Raw genomic sequence first — 16,628 nt, forward strand, 5'->3', positions numbered from 1 at the left:
GAGGTGCGGTTTGTGAACCGGGCACCGGGGGTATTCGTCGAGCCGAGAGGGAGGTCACGTCATGGGACAGGATTACGCGGTGTTCCTGCTGCTCGGCGTGGTGCTGGTGCTGATCGACGGCCAGCTCATCTACCGCAGCGGGCGGGCGTACATGCGCCGCGCGTACGGCGACCCCGAGGCCGCCAAGTCGATGACCGCGCTCGCCACCGTGCTGTTCCACCTCGTGGTGCTCGGGCTGCTTGCGCTGGTCTCCATCATCAACGTCGACACCGGCGACCCGGCGAAGAACGTCGTGGTGAAGCTCGGCATCGTGCTGCTCCTGCTGGCACTGGTGCACGGCGTCACCATGATGATCCTCGGCCGCATCCGCGACCGGCAGATCCAGCAGCAGATGGCCGACGAGATGGCCCGCGACCACCAGCAGTACGAGCAGGAGCACAAGGTGCCGTCGCAGTCGCCGCGGGTGCAGCCGGTCAAGCCCGCCGAAACCGATCCGCTGCAGATCAAGACGACCCGCTAGGACGTCATCCGCCTGGAGGATTAGGCGAGGTCAGCCCGTGGCGCGACGCGAACCGGACGAGGCGCTGCCTACCCTGGTCACGTGCGTCGGCTGAGCCTCTGGATGCGAGCTCACCCGGTGTTCGGGGATTCCCTGATCGCCGGGTTCCTCGCGTTGTTCGACCTGGGCGCGATGACCGCCGCCGGCGCCGTGCCCGTGCCGGCGCTGCTGCTCGTCGGCCTGCTCCTGCTCGTCCCGGTGGCCTTCCGGCGCAAGTACCCCAAGGGCAGCAGCTACACGATCCTGGCCGGCGGCATCCTCCAGCTGCTCACCCACGGCGGCCACGCCGACGGCCTGGCGGTGCGACCGGCCGACTTCGCGCTGGCGTTCGCGCTCTACACGATGGTCGCGTTCGTCGGGCGCAAGCCGGCCCTGGTCTACGCGGTCTGGCTGGCCGCCGGCACGTTCGTCTGGGCGACGTGGCGGGTCGGGGAGGCCCTCGAAGCCGCGTTCCTGGTGTTCATGATCGCGGTCGTCTTCGGGTTCAGCTGGGCGCTGGGCGAGTTCGTCGGCGCGCGCCGGGCGTACAACCTGGAGCTGGAAAAACGGCTCAAGATGCTGGAGACCGAACGCGACCAGCAGGCCCGCATCGCGGTGGGCGAGGAGCGGTCGCGGATCGCGCGCGAGCTGCACGACGTGGTCGCGCACGCGGTGTCGGTGATGGTCGTGCAGGCCGACGGGGCCGGGTACGCGATCAAGACGAACCCCGACCTGGCCGAGGCGGCGATGCGGACCATCGCCGACACCGGGCGGCAGGCGCTGACCGAACTGCGCCGGCTGCTCGGCGTGCTGCGGTCGGAGGACCAGTCGGGCACCCAGTGGGCGCCGCAGCCGGGCGCGGGCGACCTCGCCGAGCTGACCGAGAGCCTGCGCACGTCCGGCCTGCCGGTGCGGCTGGAGACGACCGGCGACCTCGCGGCCCTGCCCACCGGGCTCGGGCTGGGGATCTACCGGATCGTGCAGGAGGCGCTGACCAACACGCTCAAGCACGCGGGCTCCGGCGCGACGGCCGTGGTCCGGGTCGCCCAGGAGGGTGATCAGGTGGAGCTGGAGGTCGCCGATGACGGGTTCGGGACGCCGCACGACATCGTCGCGGTGTCGGGTGGGAACGGGTTGATCGGGATGCGCGAGCGGGCCGGCGTGCTCGGCGGCACGCTGGAGGCCGGGCCGAACCCCGGCGGCGGGTGGCGGGTGCGCGCGGTGTTGCCACTGGTGCCGTCATAGGGTGGGGAACGTGATCCGAGTACTGCTGGTGGACGACCAGGAACTCATGCGAATGGGTTTCCGGATGGTGCTCGGCGCCCAGGAGGACATCGACGTCGTCGGCGAGGCCGGTGACGGGCTCGACGCCGTGCACCTGGCCGCGTCGCTGCGCCCGGACGTGGTGCTGATGGACGTGCGGATGCCGGTGCTCGACGGGGTCGAGGCGACCAAGCGGATCGCCGAGGCGGGCACGGCGAAGGTGCTGGTCATGACGACGTTCGACATGGACGAGTACGCGCTGTCGGCGTTGCGCAACGGGGCGTCGGGCTTCCTGCTCAAGGACACGCCGCCGGGCGACCTGGTCTCGGCGCTGCGCGCGGTGGCCTCCGGGGACGCGGTGGTCTCGCCCTCGGTGACCAAGCGCCTGCTCAGCCGGTTCCTCGGGGAGAGCGGCGGCGAGTTGCGCGACGCCTCGGTGCTGGAGGCGCTGACCGAGCGGGAGCGCGAGGTCCTGGTGCTGATCGCCAAGGGGCTGTCGAACACCGAGATCGCGCGCAAGCTGTTCCTGTCCGAGGCGACGGTGAAGACGCACGTCGGCCGGATCCTGGCGAAGCTGGAACTGCGCGACCGGGTGCAGGCCGTCGTGCTGGCCTACGAGACCGGCCTGGTCCGACCCGGCGACGTCTGACCGCCGGGCCGGAGCAGGACGCGGGTCGTCAGCGGTACTTCTCGGCGTCGACGGTCGCGAGGTCGAGGTCCGGCTTCACGACCTCCTCGTACCACCGGCCCCAGTCCGGCCGCGACCCGTCGACGTCGGTGAAGCCGTACTCGCGCATCAGGGTCCACGACGCCAGCGCCTTGCCGGCGTGCCGCGCCCGGTCCGGGTCCGCCGCGAGCGCGGCGATCCCGCGCCCGACGTACCGGGGCGTCTCGGACATCGCGTAGTGCGGCGACTGCGCGATCGCGTCCCGCCAGTTCTCCTCGGTCACGCCGAAGTGGTCCAGCATCTGCTCCGAGCGCAGGAACCCCGGCGTGACCGCGACCGACGTCGTCCCGAACTTGCCGATGTCCTGCGCCAGCACCACCCCGAACCGCCGGATCGCGACCTTGACCGAGTCGTAGGCCAGCATCCCCGAGTAGTACTCGTCGCTGTCGCCGTCGGTCACCTCGACCAGCAGGCCGCCCGGCCGCGCGGTCAGCAGCGGGATCAACCGGTGCAGGGTGACCAGGTGCGCCTCCACGCTGTTGCGCCACATGCGCAGCTGCGCGTCCAGGTCCTGCTCCCAGAACGGCTTGAAGTCGGTGTCCGCCTCGCCGCCCCACACGTCGTCGACCAGGACGTCGAGCCGGCCGTCCCCCTCGGCCTCGATCCGCGCCCGGAACGCGTCGACGTCCTGCGCGACGGTGAAGTCGCACCGCACCGCGATGCCCCGACCACCCGCCGCGTCGACCAGTTCGGCGGTCTCCTCGATCGTCTCGTCCCGCCCGATCGGCGACTTGGCCGCCCGCGTCGAGCGGCCGCCGACGAAGACCGTCGCACCCGCCGCGCCCAATTCCACCGCGATGGCCCGCCCCGCGCCCCGCGTCGCCCCCGTGACCGCGGCCACCTTGCCCCGCAACGACATTCAGCTCCCCTTCCGCCACGCGGCCAACACCGCGTCCACGTCCTGCGCCAACCGGTCCGCCAGCGCGCCGCGCGGCCGGACGGACCAGTCCATCGACACCCCGAAGAGCAACCCGGTGAGCACCCGTGCCGCACGCTCGGGCGGTGGCCCGTTGGGCAGGTCCACCGCCCGGGTGAGCACGAGCACGGTCCGCTCGGTCACCGCGTACAGCTCGGCGAGCAGCGCCCGCAGCTCCGGGTCGACCAGGTCGATCCCGAGCTGCGCCAGGTGGTTGCCCGCCTCGACCGGGTCCGTCATGCCCTCGAACCAGGTCAGCAGCCCCGCGCGCAGCCCCGTCAGCGGGTCCGCGCCCTCGGCGGCGGCCAGCATCCGCCGCTCGACGTCCGCGGTCGTCTGCCTGGTCAGCGCCTGGAGCAGCCCGCTCTTCGAGCCGAACCGCTGCGCCACCGTGCCCACCGAGACGCCTGCCTCGGCGGCCACGTCGGCGACGGTGAACCCCGGCCCCCTGCGCCCGATCACCGCGGCGGTCGCGCTCAGCAGGCGCTCGTCGGTGATGGTCTTCGGTCGTGCCACCCCATCAGTAAAGCACAGTTATTGAACCACGATTCACTAATGTCGTCCATTAGGGTGATGCCAGTGAGCTGGAGACCGCGCCTCGTCGCCCTGGACATCGACGGCACCATCACCCCGGTCGGCAAGGAGGAGGTCGCGCCCGCCGTGCGCGCCGCCATCCACCGCGCGGTCGACGCGGGCGCGCACGTGGTCCTCGCCACCGGCCGCAGCCTGATCGGCACCCGCCCGATCGCCGACGACCTGACCCTGCGCGACACCACCGCGATCTGCTCCAACGGCGCGGTCTGGTGGGACACGAACTCGCGCGAGGTGGTCCGCAAGCTCGGCTTCGACGCCGGCCCCACCGTCGACGCGCTGCGCGACCTGTTCCCCGGCGCGGTGTTCGCCACCGAGCTGACCGGCGTCGGCAACCTGTCCCTGGGCCGCTTCCCGGACGGCGACCTGTGGGGCGAGGTGCGCGAGGTCTCCGCCGCCGAACTCACCGCCGACCCCACCTCGCGGCTGGTCATGCGCTGGATCGACCACACGCCGGACGAGGTGGCGCTGCGGATGCTCGACGTCGAGCTGCCCGGCGTCACCTGGTGGGTCGACAACACCGAGCCGTGGGTGACCGTGTCGCCGGCGGGCGTGACCAAGGGATCGGCGCTGGAAGACCTGCGGGTGCGGCTCGGCGTGTCCGAAGAGGACACCCTCGCCCTCGGCGACGGCCACAACGACGTGGAGATGCTCGGGTGGGCCGCGCGCGGCGTCGCGATGGGCCAGGCCCCGGCGACCGTGCAGGAGGCCGCGAACGCCGTCACGGCAACCGTGCTGGAAGACGGCGCGGCCACCGAACTCGACCGCTGGTTCGCCTAGCCTGGCGCCGGAAAGCCCTGCGACAGCGCGAAATCACCGTCGCCCCCGAAACTCTGTCAGCCGTGGGTGAGCCTTGCCGGCCGGGCGTCAGCCGCCGTGGTGGTGGTGGCCCTCGCCAGTGAGCTGGAGGGTGCGCGGGGTCTGGTCCTCGGTGCCCGGCGGGACGATGACGAACTGGCCCATCATGCCCTTGTCCTCGTGCTTGAGGATGTGGCAGTGGTACATGTACGGCACCTTCGGGTCGGTGTGCGGGCCGAACTCGACGGCCAGCCGCACCTTCGCGCCGCCCGGCACGAACACCGTGTCCTTCGGGCCGCGCAGGTGTTCCGGCGGTTCCTCGCCGTCGACGGTCAGCACCCGGAACGCCACCTCGTGGATGTGGAAGTTGTGCTCGTAGGTGATGTTGTCCAGCTCCCACACCTCGCGCGCCCCAGCCGCCACCACCTCGTCGATGCGCGCCAGGTCCATCTCGTTGCCGTTGATGTTCGAACCGCCGAGCCGGAACTTCCGCACCCGCTCGCCGGGCTCCACCGGGGACCGGCCGGCGAGCGTGCGGGGCAGCTCCGGTGAGGCCGCCAACTGTTGGGCCGCAACGAACTTCAGCAGGTCGTAGTCGCCCTTCTCCACCGCGCTGTCGCCGGCGAACCCGCGCAGCACGACCTGCTCGCCGGGCCGGAACTCCACCACGACCTCGAACCGCTCGCCCGGACTGATCCGCACCCGGTCGACCGTGGCGGGGGCGCGGAGCAGCCCCGCGTCGGAGGCGATCACCTGGAACCGGCGGTCGTCGGCGAAACCGACGGTGAAGACGTGCGCGTTGGAGCCGTTGAGGATGCGGAACCGGACGCGGGTCGTGGTCACCTCGAAGAACGGGTCGTGCGTGCCGTTGACCAGGACCTGGTCGCCCAGCAGCCCGAACGTCCCGGCGAACGCCTCCTCCAACTGGCCGTCCTCGTCGAACACCTTGTCCTGCACGATCAGCGGCACGTCGTCCACGCCGTAGGTGTGCGGCAGTTCCGCCGAGTGCTCGTCGTCGACGATGAACATCCCGGCCAGCCCGCGGTACACGTGCTCGGACGTCTCGCCGTGCGGGTGCGGGTGGTACCAGGTCGTCGCGGCGGGCTGGTCGACCGTCCACGCCGGGTTCCACGTGCCGCCGGACGCGATCAGCTGGTGCGGCCCGCCGTCCATCGCCGCCGGCAGCCGCATCCCGTGCCAGTGCAGCGTGCTCGCCTCGGGCAGCAGGTTCGTCACCGCCATCGCCACCTTGTCACCGCGCCGCACCCGCAGCGTCGGCCCGAGGTAGTCGCCGTTGATCCCCCACGTCCGCGCCGGCCTGCCGGGCAGGAACTCGGCCTGCCCGGGGCGCATCAGCAACGGGAACCGCTTGACGCCGTCGGCCCCGGGTCGCGGGTCCAGCACGGGCGGGATGCGCAGCCGGTTGGCGAACCCGAGACTGCCCCGGTTGCCGTTCGCGCCGCCGCAGCCCGCCAGCGCCAGTCCCACCAGGCCCGTCAAGGCGAAGAAACCGCGTCGTCTCATGGCGACGACTCTGCTGATCAGGACCGGGTCGCCGCATCGGCCCGGGACGGTAACCGGCGGAGTACGACCCCGGCGGTAGCGTCATACCCACGCGGTACGCCCGAGGTGTCCGCACCGGGCCGACGCGGTGAGGGGCACCCGGCGACGAGAGTCGCCGCCATGAAGCCACTGCTCCTCACCGCCGCCCTGCTCACCTGCACCGCCCTGCTCCCACCCACCGCCACCGCTGAAGCCGCGTCGGCCACTGAGGGCGCGTCGGTGAACATGGTCGACATCGCGGTCTCGCCGGCCGGGTTCACCGCACCGGACCGGCTCACGGCGGGCGTGGTGACGTTCCGGGTGTCGTCCACCGACCCGGACGGCGCGTGGCTCGGGCTCGTGCGGCCACGGCCGGGGGTCACCCTGGAGCAGTACCTCGGTGATCTGGAACGGGCCATGGGCGCGGATCCGGTCGGGGGCGGGCAGGCCGTGGCGCGCGACGTCGAGATGCTCGGCGGCGTCGCCGTCGCGCACGTGCCGGCGTCGGCCACGCTGCCGGTCGCGCCCGGCTCGTACTACCTGGTGGACTTCCGCGACGTCGGGAAGCCCGACCTGGCCTCGCGGGTCCGCCCGGTGCGGGTCGCGCCGGGGCGCGCGAGCACCGACGTCCGCGCGGAGTCGACCGTCGTGGCGCTGGACGGGCGCTACCTGACGCCGGGCGTCCTGCGCGGCCCGGTGCGGTTCGTGAACCTGTCGCCGCAGGCCAACGAGGCGATGCTGATGCCCGTCCGACCCGGCGCGACGCTCACCGACCTCGACGCGTTCTTCGCCCACCGCGCCCCCGCGCCGTTCACCGGCGGCCCGACCGGCGTCGTTCCGCTGTCGCAGGGGCGGTCCGCGGTGCTCGCCCACGGCCTGCCCGCCGGTCGGTACGCGCTGGTCACGTGGGTCACCGACGTGCGAACGGGCAAGATGTTCGCAGCGGGCGGCATGCGCGCGCTGGTCACGGTGGAGGACTGACGTGTCACGGGTACCGCTCGCCGACGTCGCGCTGGGCGGTGGTCTGGCCGTGCTCGTGCTGGCGCTCAACCTGCTGGAGGTCGGCCCGCCCGGCCCGGACGGGTCCTCGGGCTGGGGCGCGGTGGCCCTCGCGGTCGCCCTCGGGGTCGTCCTCACCGTCCGCCGACAGGCCCCCGTGGTGACGTTGGCGCTGGTCAACGCGATCGTCATCACCTGGTACGCGCTCGACTTCCACGGCCGCACGATCACCGTCGGCGCGCTCGTCGCCTGCTACACGCTCGCCGCGCACCGGGGCTGGAAGGCGGGCGTGGTCGGCGGGGTGGCTACGGCGCTGGCCACCGTGGTGACCGTCCGGTTCACGCTCGGCGGGACGTGGTTCGGCGACCAGGTGCTCAACGCCATCCCGCTGGAGGCCGCCGCGACCGCGCTCGGCGTGGCGGTGTTCTCGCACCGGGCGTTCGCCGCCGGCGCGCGGGACCGGGCGGAGCAGATCGCGCAGGCCAGGTCCGAGCAGGCCAAGGCGCAGGCCGCCGAGGAACGGCTGGAGGTCGCCCGCGAGCTGCACGACGTGTTCGGGCACACCATGGCCGCGATCAGCGTGCAGGCGGGCGTGGCCGTGCACGTGATGCGGCGCAAGCCCGAGCAGGTGGTGGAGGCGTTGAACGCGATCAAGCGGATCAGCGACGACGGGCTGGCGGAGGTGCGCGTGCTGCTGGGCGTGATGCGGTCGCCGAACCTGCGCGCGCTCACCGCGTCCGGCGGGTTGGCACACCTGGACAAGCTGCTCGACGTGGCCGGCGTCGCGGTCGAGCACTCCGCGGTCGGCACCCGTCCGGTGCCGGTCGCCGTCGACCTGGCGGCGTTCCGGGTCGTGCAGGAGTCGCTGACCAACGTGCGGCGGCACGCGCGGGCGAGCCGGGTCCGGCTGGAGCTGGTCTACCGGGCGGACGCGCTGGAGATCATCGTCCGCGACAACGGCACCGGCACCGGGGACGGTGCCGGCGGGTCGGCGCCGGTCGCCGGGCACGGCATTGAGGGGATGCGGGCGCGGGCCGAGTCGTTGGGCGGCACGCTGGACGCGGGTCCGGTGCCGGGCGGTTTCGAGGTGCGGTGCGTGCTGCCGATCGAGGAGGTCACCACGTGATCAGGGTGCTCGTCGCCGACGACCAGGCGCTGGTCCGCGGCGGCTTCCGGGTGCTGGTGGACAGTGAGCCGGACATGACCGTGGTGGGCGAGGCGGGCGACGGCGGCACGGCCGCGGCGCTGGCCCGCGAGCTGCGGCCGGACGTGGTGCTGATGGACGTGCAGATGCCGGGCGTGGACGGGCTGGAGGCGATCCGGCGGATCGCGGCCGACCCCGAGCTGGGCGGCGTGCGGATCCTGATCCTGACCACGTTCGACGAGGACGACTACGTGATCGAGGGCCTGGCGGCGGGCGCGAGCGGCTTCCTGCTCAAGAACACCGACCCGGGCCAGCTGCTGCACGGCATCCGGGTGGTCGCGGGCGGCGAGGAGCTGCTCAGCCCCGGCCTGACCCGGCGGCTGATCGCCCGGACGACCACCCGCGCGGCCGTGGACCACGACGTGTTCGCGCAGCTCACGGCCCGGGAGCGGGAGGTGGTGGCGCTGGTCGCGCAGGGGTTGGGCAACGACGAGATCACCCGCGAGCTGGTGATCAGCCCGGCCACCACCAAGACCCACGTCAGCCGCGCCCTGGCGAAGCTGGGCGCCCGCGACCGCGCCCAGCTCGTCGCCCTGGCCTACCGGCACGGCCTGGTCCGGCCGGGCTGACCCACCACCCGACGCCTACTCCCCGATGACCGGCGGCGCGGCCGCGCAGTCGAAGTCGAAGTCGAAGCAGGAGTCGACGTCCGGCTCCAAGTACGCGGCGAAGTCGTCCGTCGCCGCTGCGGCCACGGCGTAGTCGTTCGTCGCCGCTGCGGCCGGCTCCCCGCCGCACGCCAAGGCCAAGGGGTTGAGCACCCTGCCACTCACCACCGCACCCGCGCCCCGGACGGTTCCCGGGCCCGGCTCGGGGCCGAGGCGGCCGTTCGCCCCGAGCGGGACGACCCGGCGCTTCACCGCGGCGAGTGCCCGCTCGACGTCGACGGAGGCCGCCACGGACTCGGTCAGCGCCTGGTCGGCCCGGCTCAGTCGACCGTCTACGCCTTCCACCGCGAATCCCCCCTTCCGACGCCCGTGACCAGCCCGGCCAACCCGGGATGAGCCCGCAACCGCTCGCGGGCGCGGCGCAGGTGCGACCGCACGGTCGCCGGCGTGACGGCGAGGTGCACCGCGATCTCGGCGGAGGTGAAGCCCTCCATCGACATGACCACCACGTCCCGTTCTCGCGGTCTCAGGTCCGCGAGGACCTCGGCCAGCCACAGCACGTCCTCGACCTCGGGCCCCTGGTCGTCCACCGGGCCGTCGGCGCGGCGGGCGAGCACCTCGCGCACGGCCCGCTGGACGTCGCGCCGGGCGAACCGGAGCGCCTGCCGCTTGGCTACCAGCCGCACCCACGCCGCTGGGTGCTCGACTCGGTCCCAGGCGGCGCAGAGCCCGGCCATCGCCTCGCCGGCGGCGTCCTCCGCGTCCTCGGGCCGGTACCCGAGCTTGACCAGGAAGGCGATGAGCCGGGCGAAGTCGGCCCGGAAGAACTCGTCGAACGCCTCATCGGTCACGTCCCCCTCCGCAGCACACCCACCGTGATCACACCCACCGTGATCACACCCGCCCTGATCACGAACGCCATCACGACCGCCGCCACGAGCGCCGTCATCGCCGCCGCCACAGCACGGCGGCGCTGAGCACCGCGGACGACCCGGCGGCCACCAGCGTGACCGCCACCGACCCGGTTGTCACGTACAGCCCGCCGAGGCCGGCGACGACGGTGTTCACGACGAGCACCGCCGCGCCGACGTCCGGTGCGGGCGGTGTGCGCTCCGGGGACTTCTCCTTCGCCATGACGGGTAAGTGCGCCGGGCGCGGGGGAACGTGCAACGGCTACTCGGCCACGTCGACCTTCGCGACGATCTTCGCGTCCCGGATCCGGACGACGACCTCGCCGGGGCCGCCGTTGCGCTCGGCGTACTCGTTGGCCCGCTCGGCGCCCATGTAGCGCCCGCCGATCCGGCCGGTCCAGTAGCGGACCTGCTCGGGATCGTCCACGATCTCCGCACGACCGGTGATCGTGACGAAGGCGAACGGGGGTGTCTCGTCGTCCAGGCACAGCGAGATCCGGCCGTCGCGGACGATGGCCCGGCCCTTCACGGACTCCAGGTGGGTGGTGAACACGATGGTGCTGCCGTCCAGGTCGACCCAGACGGGCGACACGTGCGGTGAGCCGTCCTTCCGGACGACGGCGAGCTTGCCGGTTCGGGCCGGGGTGGCCGAGACGAACTCGCGCCACCAGCCGCTCGGGGCGTCGGTGTAACCCATGGAGCCACCGTAGGACCATCGCCAACCCTGAGAACCATCGGGCAACACCCCTGGGTGGCACTCAGGGTGAGCACGGATTACTACAACCGAGGTAGTGCGGACGGTAAGACTGAAGTCGCACCGACGTGTCAACTACAGACCGATGTGTCAACCCCGGGGACCGGGCAGAGTTCACCCGAGATCGGGGATGTGCCGTCCAGGGGAGAAACCATGATCGAGGCTGTCGGCCTCACCAAGCGCTACGGGAACACGGTGGCGGTGGACAACTTGTCGTTCACCATCGCGCCGGGTCGGGTCACCGGCTTCCTGGGCCCGAACGGCGCGGGCAAGTCCACCACCATGCGGATGATCCTCGGGCTGGACCGCCCGACGTCCGGCAAGGTCCTGATCGACGGGACGCCGTACGCCAAGCTGGACCGCCCGCTGCGCACCGTCGGCGCGCTGCTGGACGCCAAGTGGGTGCACCCCAACCGCTCCGCGCGCGCCCACCTCCAGTGGCTGGCCAAGTCCAACGGGCTGCCCACCCGCCGGGTGGACGAGGTGCTGGACCTGGTCGGCCTGTCCAAGGTGGCCAAGCGCCGCGCCGGTGGCTTCTCGCTGGGCATGTCGCAGCGGCTGGGCATCGCCGGGGCCCTGCTGGGCGACCCGAAGGTGCTGCTGTTCGACGAGCCGGTCAACGGCCTGGACCCCGAGGGCATCCTCTGGATCCGCCAGTTCATGCAGGGCCTGGCCGCCGAGGGGCGCACCGTCCTGGTGTCCAGCCACCTGCTCTCCGAGATGGCCCTGACCGCCACCGACCTGGTGGTCATCGGGCGGGGCAAGCTCATCTCGCAGTCCTCCACCGAGGAGTTCGTGGAGCGGTCCACCGAGAACACCGTCAAGGTGCGCAGCCCGCACGCCGACAAGCTCGGCGCGCTGCTGGTGGACAAGGGCTTCACGGTCCGCGAGGACGCCGACACGTCGTTGACCGTGTCGGGTGCCTCCAGTGACCAGATCGGTGACATCGCGGCGTCCGCCGGCGTGGTGCTGCACGAGCTGAGCCCCCATCGCGGTTCGCTGGAAGAGGCCTTCATGCAGCTCACCGGTGATTCGGTCGAGTACCACGCGGTCGAGACGGGAAAGTGACATGACTCTGCTCGCTGTTGAACGGATCAAGCTCTTCACCACGCGGTCGCCGTGGTGGTGCATGCTGCTCGCGCTCGGCCTGACCGTCGGGCTCACCTCGATCATCGCGGCGAACTGGGACAACGCGCCCATGCCGGTGATCGGCTCGGTGTTCACCCACACGTTCGGCCTCTACGTGATCATGGTGATGGCCGCGCTGGCGGTGACCACCGAGTACCGGTTCGGGACGATCAAGGCGACGTTCCAGGCCGTGCCGGACCGCATCTCGCCGCTGGTGGCCAAGGCCGTCGTGGTCTCGCTGCTGGCGGGCCTGGTCGGCGAGGCCGTCGCGTTCGGCTCGTGGGGCATGAGCTGGGTGCTCGCCCAGGACAACTCGCAGCTCGCGCTGAACTCCGCCAACGACTGGCGGCACGTGGCCGGCATCGGCCTGGTCTACGCGGCCGGCGCGATCCTGGCGCTGGGCGTCGGCGCGCTGGTCCGGCAGACCGCCGGCGCGGTGTCGATCATCCTGGTGTTCGCGCTGGTGCTGGAGAGCGTGGTCGGGTTCATCCCGAACATCGGCGACGACATCCAGAAGTGGATGCCGTTCACCGTGGTCAGCAAGTTCATCTTCGGCGACCCGGACGCGAGCTCGCTGCCGGAGGGGGCCGGCCCGCCGGTGGTCGGCGAGCTCCCGCCGTGGGGTTCGTTCGCCTACTTCGCGGGTATCGCGCTGGTGATCTACATCATCTCGCTGGTCGTCGTGAAGCGGCGGGACGCCTAAAGACCAACCACCCCGCCTCGGCCGGGATCGGGGCCGGCCGAGGCGGGACGCGGGGAAGGGGGGAGAGCTCGGGTCACCTTCGGGGGGTGACCCGAGCTCTCGTCGTTCGACGGAAGTGGCACGTTCGGCAGTGGCGGATCGAACAGGAGCAGCCATGATCGAGGCGACCGGACTGACCAAGCGCTACGGCACCACCGTGGCCGTGGACAACCTCTCGTTCGCGGTCGAGGCGGGTCGGGTCACCGGCTTCCTCGGCCCGAACGGCGCGGGCAAGTCGACCACCATGCGGATGATCCTCGGGCTGGACCGCCCGACCTCCGGCCAGGTCCTGATCGACGGCAAGAGCTACCTGGGCCTGCACCACCCGCTGCGCACCGTCGGCGCGCTGCTGGACGCCAAGTGGGTGCACCCCAACCGCTCGGCGCGGGCCCACCTGCAGTGGCTGGCGAAGTCGAACGGCATCCCGGACCGGCGGGTGGACGAGGTCCTCGACCTGGTCGGCCTGACCCAGGTGGCCAAGCGCCGCGCCGGCGGCTTCTCGCTGGGCATGTCGCAGCGGCTGGGCATCGCGGGCACCCTGCTCGGCGACCCCCGGGTGCTGCTGTTCGACGAGCCGGTCAACGGCCTGGACCCGGAGGGCATCCTCTGGATCCGCCAGTTCATGCACCGGCTGGCCGAGGAGGGCCGGACGGTGTTCGTCTCCAGCCACCTGCTCTCCGAGATGGCGCAGACCGCGCAGGACCTGATCGTCATCGGCCGGGGCCGGCTGATCGCGCAGACCAGCACCGCCCAGTTCATCAAGGACGCCACCGAGGACACGGTGAAGGTCCGCTCGCCGCAGCTGGACCGGCTGCGCCCGCTGCTGGCCCAACGCGGCCGCGTGGTGGACAGCGCGACCGACCAGGCGCTGGTCGTGCACGGCGTGGAGGCGGCGGTGATCGGCGAGCTGGCCGGCGAGCACGGCATCACCCTGCACGAGCTCAGCCCGCAGCTCGGGTCGCTGGAGGAAGCGTTCATGCAGCTCACCCGCGAGTCCGTCGAGTACCACGCGCACGAGTGACGCTCAGGGCGCGTGCCGCCAGAACTCGTCGGACGGCGGCGGCAGCGCGGAGACCTCCGGGCGGGCCGCGCGCGGTCGCCGGGACAGCAGCACCGCGACCACCACGACGGCGAGCACGACCAGCAGCGACCCGCCGAGCAGGACCAGCACCCGCACGCCGCGGGTGGGCCCCGGTCCGCCGGCCGCGTCCGGCCGCGGCACGTCGGACGGCTCGGCCGCGTCGGTCGAGCCCGCCGGGGGCGGTGCCGGGGTGGTGCGCGGCGGCGGGGCCAGCGGGTTGCGGTCCACCGGCGCGACCTGCGCGGACAGCGCCGCGACCAGGTCGACCAGGCCGAACCCGGTCGGGTCGTCGCGGCCGGGTTCGCCCAGGTCGAGGGCGGTCGTGACGAGCCGGTTCACCACGTTCCCGGCGTCCAGGTCGGGGTACCGGGAGCGGACCAGGGCCGCCGCGCCGGAGACCAGGGCGGTGGCCGCCGAGGTCCCGTCGACCGACGCGTACCCGGTCGAGGAGACCGCGACCGGCACCGCCGTGACGATGCCCGCGGCCGGTGCGGCCAGCACCGTCTCCGGACCGGTGTTGGACGACGCCCAGACCGCATTCCCCTGCTCGGTGCCGGCCACCGCGATCACGCCGCGGATGTTCGCGGGCGCGCCGACGTGCCGCTGCCCGGCATTCCCGGTGCCCGCGACCACCACGACGTCGTGATCGAACGCGTAGTTGACGGCACGCAACAAATCCGGCGTGAGGGTGGCTTCCGAAGTGAGCGACAGGTTGATCACATCGGCTCCGTTGTCCACCGCCCAGGTAATCCCCGAGGCGACCGAGGCAGTGGTGAACCGACCGCCGTCGGACCCGACCGAAACCGGCAGAATGCGCGCGGCCGGCGCCACTCCCAACGCTCCGCCGTCGATCGCGCGACCGGCGATCAGGGTGGCCATCGCGGTGCCGTGGCCGTCCTCGTCCGCGGTGCCGTCGGTGCCCGCCGCGCTGCCGAACCCGGTGCCCGGCAGCAGCGCCCCGGCCAGGTCAGGGGTCGTGTCGTCAACGCCGGAGTCGACCACGGCGACCACCACGCCGTCGCCGCGCGACTGCTCGTGGGCCCGGTGCGCGCCCATCGCGGCCAAGTGCCACTGCTGTTCCTCGATGCTCTGCGCCCGCCACCGGGAAGGCCCCGCCGCGGTTCCCCAGGCCGCCCCCGGCAGGAATAGCAGGATCGCGCCGACGAGAGCGATCACCCGGCCCCTCATCGCCCGAATTCCCCCTGTGGTCGAGATCACAAATATTCCACTTCGGTTATGTTTCGACGACCGCCGGTCAGGCAATCGGAGTAAGAGCGCTGTTAAGACCGAGTGAACTCCCGCACAGCGCGGTGACAGATCCGTCTGAACAAGGTCAGATGGAAAGTAATGAATCGTGAGGCGGCACCAAGCCGCACACGAATTCGGCGAACCCCGTCCAGGAACTCCCCGGAGGTGAACCCGTGACGGTGCTTGACCCAGATGTGGACGCCCAGACCCCGACCGGCGCGAAGAGGCTGCCGCGCCAACGTGACCACGCCCTTCGCGTCGAGCCGATGATGGCCCTCGAATGGTCGCACGCGATCGAACCCGCCGGCGGCGCCGGCATCTGCACCGCACCCGCGCAGAGCCGACGAGCCTGGATCCACCGGGCCGACGAGCAGCAGGTGCTCGCCCTCTACCGGGCCGTCGGCGGCACGGCACCCGCACCCTGGTGGCTGCGCGCCCTCGACCGCGGGAAGCTGCCCTCGCGCGCGGCCGGCTTCGCCGTCGAGGACGAGGTCACCGCGCTGCTCGCGGCCCGACCGGGCTGGGTCTTCGTGCCCTGGGCGACCGAGGGCGAGGTCGGGTACTGGGAGTTCGTGCCGTCCGAGAGCGGCGTGTACGGCCCCGCCGAACCGACCACCGTGCAGTTCACCGACCGGCACGCCGGCTGGGTGGACCTGCTCCCCGCGCACCGGGGTCCCGGTCCGCGCCACCCCATCGAGTTCACCACCGCCGGGCTGCGCGAGCAGATCGACGACCTGGAGAACATCGCCTGAGACAGCGCCGCCCGTTCCACCGCTTAGGCTGTACGCCCGTGACGACGTCCAGCCAGCGCCCACCGCACCACCGCTCCATCGTCAGCTACGTGCAACGCGGTGAGCGGATGACCGTCGGGCAGGAGCGGGCCTGGGACCGCCACTGGGAGCGCTTGGGCCGCGAGGTCAAGGCGCTCCCGGCCGGTCCCGTCGACTTCGCCGGCTGGTTCGACCGGGACGCCCCGGTGCTGCTGGAGATCGGCTCCGGCATGGGTGAGACGACCTCGCAGCTGGTCGCCGCCGCGCCGGAGCTCAACTACGTGGCCGTCGAGGTCTACAAGCCGGGCCTGGCCCAGCTGCTGATGCGCGCCGAAGCGCTCGACGTGACGAACCTGCGCGTGCTGCGCGGTGACGCCGTCGACCTGCTCACCGAGCACGTCGCACCGGACTCGCTGGCCGGCGTCCGGATCTTCTTCCCGGACCCGTGGCCGAAGAAGAAGCACCACAAGCGCCGGCTCGTGCAGCCGGAGTTCGTGCGCCTGCTCGCCACCCGGCTGCGGCCCGGCGGCACGCTGCACCTGGCGACCGACTGGGAGAACTACGCCGAGCAGATGCTGGCGGTCTGCTCCGCCGAGCCGCTGCTGCGCAACCGGCACGCCGACTGGTCCCCGCGGCCGGACTGGCGACCGGTCACGAAGTTCGAGCAGCGGGCCGTCGAGGAGGACCGGATCAGCCACGATCTGATGTTCGACCGGATCGAACTCACCTGACCGTGGCATAAAGCCACGTCATCGAGTGGTCGAGACAGCGACTCACCGTCGTTTCGTCACTCCATCGAGCGAGCCGG

Annotated in this window: 20 protein-coding genes; 12 read left to right on the top strand and 8 right to left on the bottom strand. The window is 72.1% G+C overall.

What is annotated here, in order from left to right; all coding sequences use genetic code 11:
* The first annotated feature begins 61 nt into the window (after nucleotides 1-61).
* From BN6_RS40785 to BN6_RS40795, 3 genes are all read left to right on the top strand, one after another.
* On the top strand, nucleotides 62-520 hold the full coding sequence (locus BN6_RS40785) for a hypothetical protein (RefSeq protein ID WP_015105738.1): 459 nt from the start codon (nucleotides 62-64) through the stop codon (nucleotides 518-520).
* A gap of 102 nt (nucleotides 521-622) precedes the next feature.
* The gene (locus BN6_RS40790; protein ID WP_084672982.1) at nucleotides 623-1,783 is read left to right on the top strand and encodes a sensor histidine kinase; all 1,161 of its coding nucleotides are present in this window, start codon (nucleotides 623-625) and stop codon (nucleotides 1,781-1,783) included.
* Nucleotides 1,784-1,793: 10 nt separating this feature from the next.
* Entirely contained in the window at nucleotides 1,794-2,450 is a 657-nt protein-coding gene (locus BN6_RS40795; RefSeq protein WP_015105740.1) for a response regulator, read from the top strand.
* Nucleotides 2,451-2,478: 28 nt separating this feature from the next.
* Here the strand turns inward: BN6_RS40795 and BN6_RS40800 are convergent, their stop codons facing one another.
* Nucleotides 2,479-3,387 carry an SDR family oxidoreductase gene (locus BN6_RS40800; protein ID WP_015105741.1) on the bottom strand — a complete coding sequence of 303 codons (909 nt, stop codon included), beginning with the start codon at nucleotides 3,385-3,387 and terminating at the stop codon, nucleotides 2,479-2,481.
* Nucleotides 3,388-3,960: a TetR/AcrR family transcriptional regulator gene (locus tag BN6_RS40805; protein ID WP_015105742.1), complete on the bottom strand. Its 573-nt coding sequence runs from the start codon at nucleotides 3,958-3,960 to the stop codon at nucleotides 3,388-3,390. It abuts the gene before it with no gap.
* A gap of 57 nt (nucleotides 3,961-4,017) precedes the next feature.
* Here BN6_RS40805 and BN6_RS40810 point away from each other — a divergent pair, with 57 nt between their 5' ends.
* Nucleotides 4,018-4,815 (top strand): HAD family hydrolase, encoded by a 798-nt coding sequence (locus BN6_RS40810; RefSeq protein WP_041315723.1) that lies wholly within the window; start codon nucleotides 4,018-4,020, stop codon nucleotides 4,813-4,815.
* 87 nt (nucleotides 4,816-4,902) lie between these two features.
* On the opposite strand, the gene BN6_RS40815 is transcribed toward BN6_RS40810, so the two are convergent.
* The gene (locus tag BN6_RS40815) at nucleotides 4,903-6,357 is read right to left on the bottom strand and encodes a multicopper oxidase family protein (protein ID WP_015105744.1); all 1,455 of its coding nucleotides are present in this window, start codon (nucleotides 6,355-6,357) and stop codon (nucleotides 4,903-4,905) included.
* A 159-nt stretch (nucleotides 6,358-6,516) separates the two neighbouring features.
* Here BN6_RS40815 and BN6_RS40820 point away from each other — a divergent pair, with 159 nt between their 5' ends.
* From BN6_RS40820 to BN6_RS40830, 3 genes are read left to right on the top strand one after another with little or no spacing between them, the layout of a single operon-like run.
* Entirely contained in the window at nucleotides 6,517-7,356 is an 840-nt protein-coding gene (locus BN6_RS40820; RefSeq protein WP_041315724.1) for a hypothetical protein, read from the top strand.
* A gap of 1 nt (nucleotide 7,357) precedes the next feature.
* The gene (locus BN6_RS42825) at nucleotides 7,358-8,500 is read left to right on the top strand and encodes a sensor histidine kinase (RefSeq protein ID WP_015105746.1); all 1,143 of its coding nucleotides are present in this window, start codon (nucleotides 7,358-7,360) and stop codon (nucleotides 8,498-8,500) included.
* Complete coding sequence (locus BN6_RS40830) at nucleotides 8,497-9,147, top strand: response regulator (protein WP_015105747.1); 651 nt, start codon at nucleotides 8,497-8,499, stop codon at nucleotides 9,145-9,147. Before BN6_RS42825 ends, BN6_RS40830 begins: the two co-directional genes overlap by 4 nt.
* A 15-nt stretch (nucleotides 9,148-9,162) precedes the next feature.
* On the opposite strand, the gene BN6_RS40835 is transcribed toward BN6_RS40830, so the two are convergent.
* The 4 genes from BN6_RS40835 to BN6_RS40850 form a co-directional block, all read right to left on the bottom strand.
* Nucleotides 9,163-9,531, bottom strand: coding sequence for a hypothetical protein (locus BN6_RS40835; protein WP_015105748.1), 369 nt, complete (start codon nucleotides 9,529-9,531; stop codon nucleotides 9,163-9,165).
* On the bottom strand, nucleotides 9,519-10,037 hold the full coding sequence (locus BN6_RS40840; RefSeq protein ID WP_015105749.1) for a sigma-70 family RNA polymerase sigma factor: 519 nt from the start codon (nucleotides 10,035-10,037) through the stop codon (nucleotides 9,519-9,521). The genes BN6_RS40835 and BN6_RS40840 overlap by 13 nt, the downstream gene beginning before the upstream one ends.
* 94 nt (nucleotides 10,038-10,131) lie before the next feature.
* Nucleotides 10,132-10,320: a hypothetical protein gene (locus BN6_RS40845; RefSeq protein WP_015105750.1), complete on the bottom strand. Its 189-nt coding sequence runs from the start codon at nucleotides 10,318-10,320 to the stop codon at nucleotides 10,132-10,134.
* Between the two features lie 39 nt (nucleotides 10,321-10,359).
* The gene (locus BN6_RS40850; protein ID WP_015105751.1) at nucleotides 10,360-10,794 is read right to left on the bottom strand and encodes a PPOX class F420-dependent oxidoreductase; all 435 of its coding nucleotides are present in this window, start codon (nucleotides 10,792-10,794) and stop codon (nucleotides 10,360-10,362) included.
* Nucleotides 10,795-11,004: 210 nt separating this feature from the next.
* On the opposite strand from BN6_RS40850, the gene BN6_RS40855 reads away from it, so the two are divergent.
* The 3 genes from BN6_RS40855 to BN6_RS40865 all read left to right on the top strand — a co-directional run bounded on the left by BN6_RS40855 (nucleotide 11,005) and on the right by BN6_RS40865 (nucleotide 13,742).
* Nucleotides 11,005-11,919, top strand: coding sequence for an ABC transporter ATP-binding protein (locus tag BN6_RS40855; RefSeq protein WP_015105752.1), 915 nt, complete (start codon nucleotides 11,005-11,007; stop codon nucleotides 11,917-11,919).
* A 1-nt stretch (nucleotide 11,920) separates the two neighbouring features.
* Nucleotides 11,921-12,682, top strand: a complete 762-nt coding sequence (locus BN6_RS40860; protein WP_015105753.1) for an ABC transporter permease — start codon at nucleotides 11,921-11,923, stop codon at nucleotides 12,680-12,682.
* 154 nt (nucleotides 12,683-12,836) lie between these two features.
* Entirely contained in the window at nucleotides 12,837-13,742 is a 906-nt protein-coding gene (locus tag BN6_RS40865; RefSeq protein ID WP_015105754.1) for an ABC transporter ATP-binding protein, read from the top strand.
* Nucleotides 13,743-13,745: 3 nt separating this feature from the next.
* Here the strand turns inward: BN6_RS40865 and BN6_RS40870 are convergent, their stop codons facing one another.
* Entirely contained in the window at nucleotides 13,746-14,978 is a 1,233-nt protein-coding gene (locus BN6_RS40870; protein WP_231904888.1) for a S8 family serine peptidase, read from the bottom strand.
* A 245-nt stretch (nucleotides 14,979-15,223) separates the two neighbouring features.
* On the opposite strand from BN6_RS40870, the gene BN6_RS40875 reads away from it, so the two are divergent.
* Together BN6_RS40875 and trmB are read left to right on the top strand one after the other, a co-directional pair.
* Nucleotides 15,224-15,802, top strand: a complete 579-nt coding sequence (locus BN6_RS40875; RefSeq protein WP_015105756.1) for a hypothetical protein — start codon at nucleotides 15,224-15,226, stop codon at nucleotides 15,800-15,802.
* 107 nt (nucleotides 15,803-15,909) lie between these two features.
* Complete coding sequence (gene trmB, locus BN6_RS40880; RefSeq protein WP_231905489.1) at nucleotides 15,910-16,551, top strand: tRNA (guanosine(46)-N7)-methyltransferase TrmB; 642 nt, start codon at nucleotides 15,910-15,912, stop codon at nucleotides 16,549-16,551.
* Nucleotides 16,552-16,628: the final 77 nt, after the last annotated feature.

This window comes from Saccharothrix espanaensis DSM 44229 (genome assembly GCF_000328705.1).
GTDB lineage: Bacteria > Actinomycetota > Actinomycetes > Mycobacteriales > Pseudonocardiaceae > Actinosynnema > Actinosynnema espanaense.

Coding starts and splice junctions, on each gene's coding strand:
- BN6_RS40815 (WP_015105744.1), bottom strand. CDS start 6,357: ATGAGACGACGCGGTTTCTTCGCCTTGACGGGCCTGGTGGGACTGGCG.
- BN6_RS40855 (WP_015105752.1), top strand. CDS start 11,005: ATGATCGAGGCTGTCGGCCTCACCAAGCGCTACGGGAACACGGTGGCG.
- BN6_RS40810 (WP_041315723.1), top strand. CDS start 4,018: ATGCCAGTGAGCTGGAGACCGCGCCTCGTCGCCCTGGACATCGACGGC.
- BN6_RS40800 (WP_015105741.1), bottom strand. CDS start 3,387: ATGTCGTTGCGGGGCAAGGTGGCCGCGGTCACGGGGGCGACGCGGGGC.
- BN6_RS40820 (WP_041315724.1), top strand. CDS start 6,517: ATGAAGCCACTGCTCCTCACCGCCGCCCTGCTCACCTGCACCGCCCTG.
- BN6_RS40845 (WP_015105750.1), bottom strand. CDS start 10,320: ATGGCGAAGGAGAAGTCCCCGGAGCGCACACCGCCCGCACCGGACGTC.
- BN6_RS40850 (WP_015105751.1), bottom strand. CDS start 10,794: ATGGGTTACACCGACGCCCCGAGCGGCTGGTGGCGCGAGTTCGTCTCG.
- BN6_RS40860 (WP_015105753.1), top strand. CDS start 11,921: ATGACTCTGCTCGCTGTTGAACGGATCAAGCTCTTCACCACGCGGTCG.
- BN6_RS40785 (WP_015105738.1), top strand. CDS start 62: ATGGGACAGGATTACGCGGTGTTCCTGCTGCTCGGCGTGGTGCTGGTG.
- BN6_RS40790 (WP_084672982.1), top strand. CDS start 623: ATGCGAGCTCACCCGGTGTTCGGGGATTCCCTGATCGCCGGGTTCCTC.
- trmB (WP_231905489.1), top strand. CDS start 15,910: ATGACCGTCGGGCAGGAGCGGGCCTGGGACCGCCACTGGGAGCGCTTG.
- BN6_RS40865 (WP_015105754.1), top strand. CDS start 12,837: ATGATCGAGGCGACCGGACTGACCAAGCGCTACGGCACCACCGTGGCC.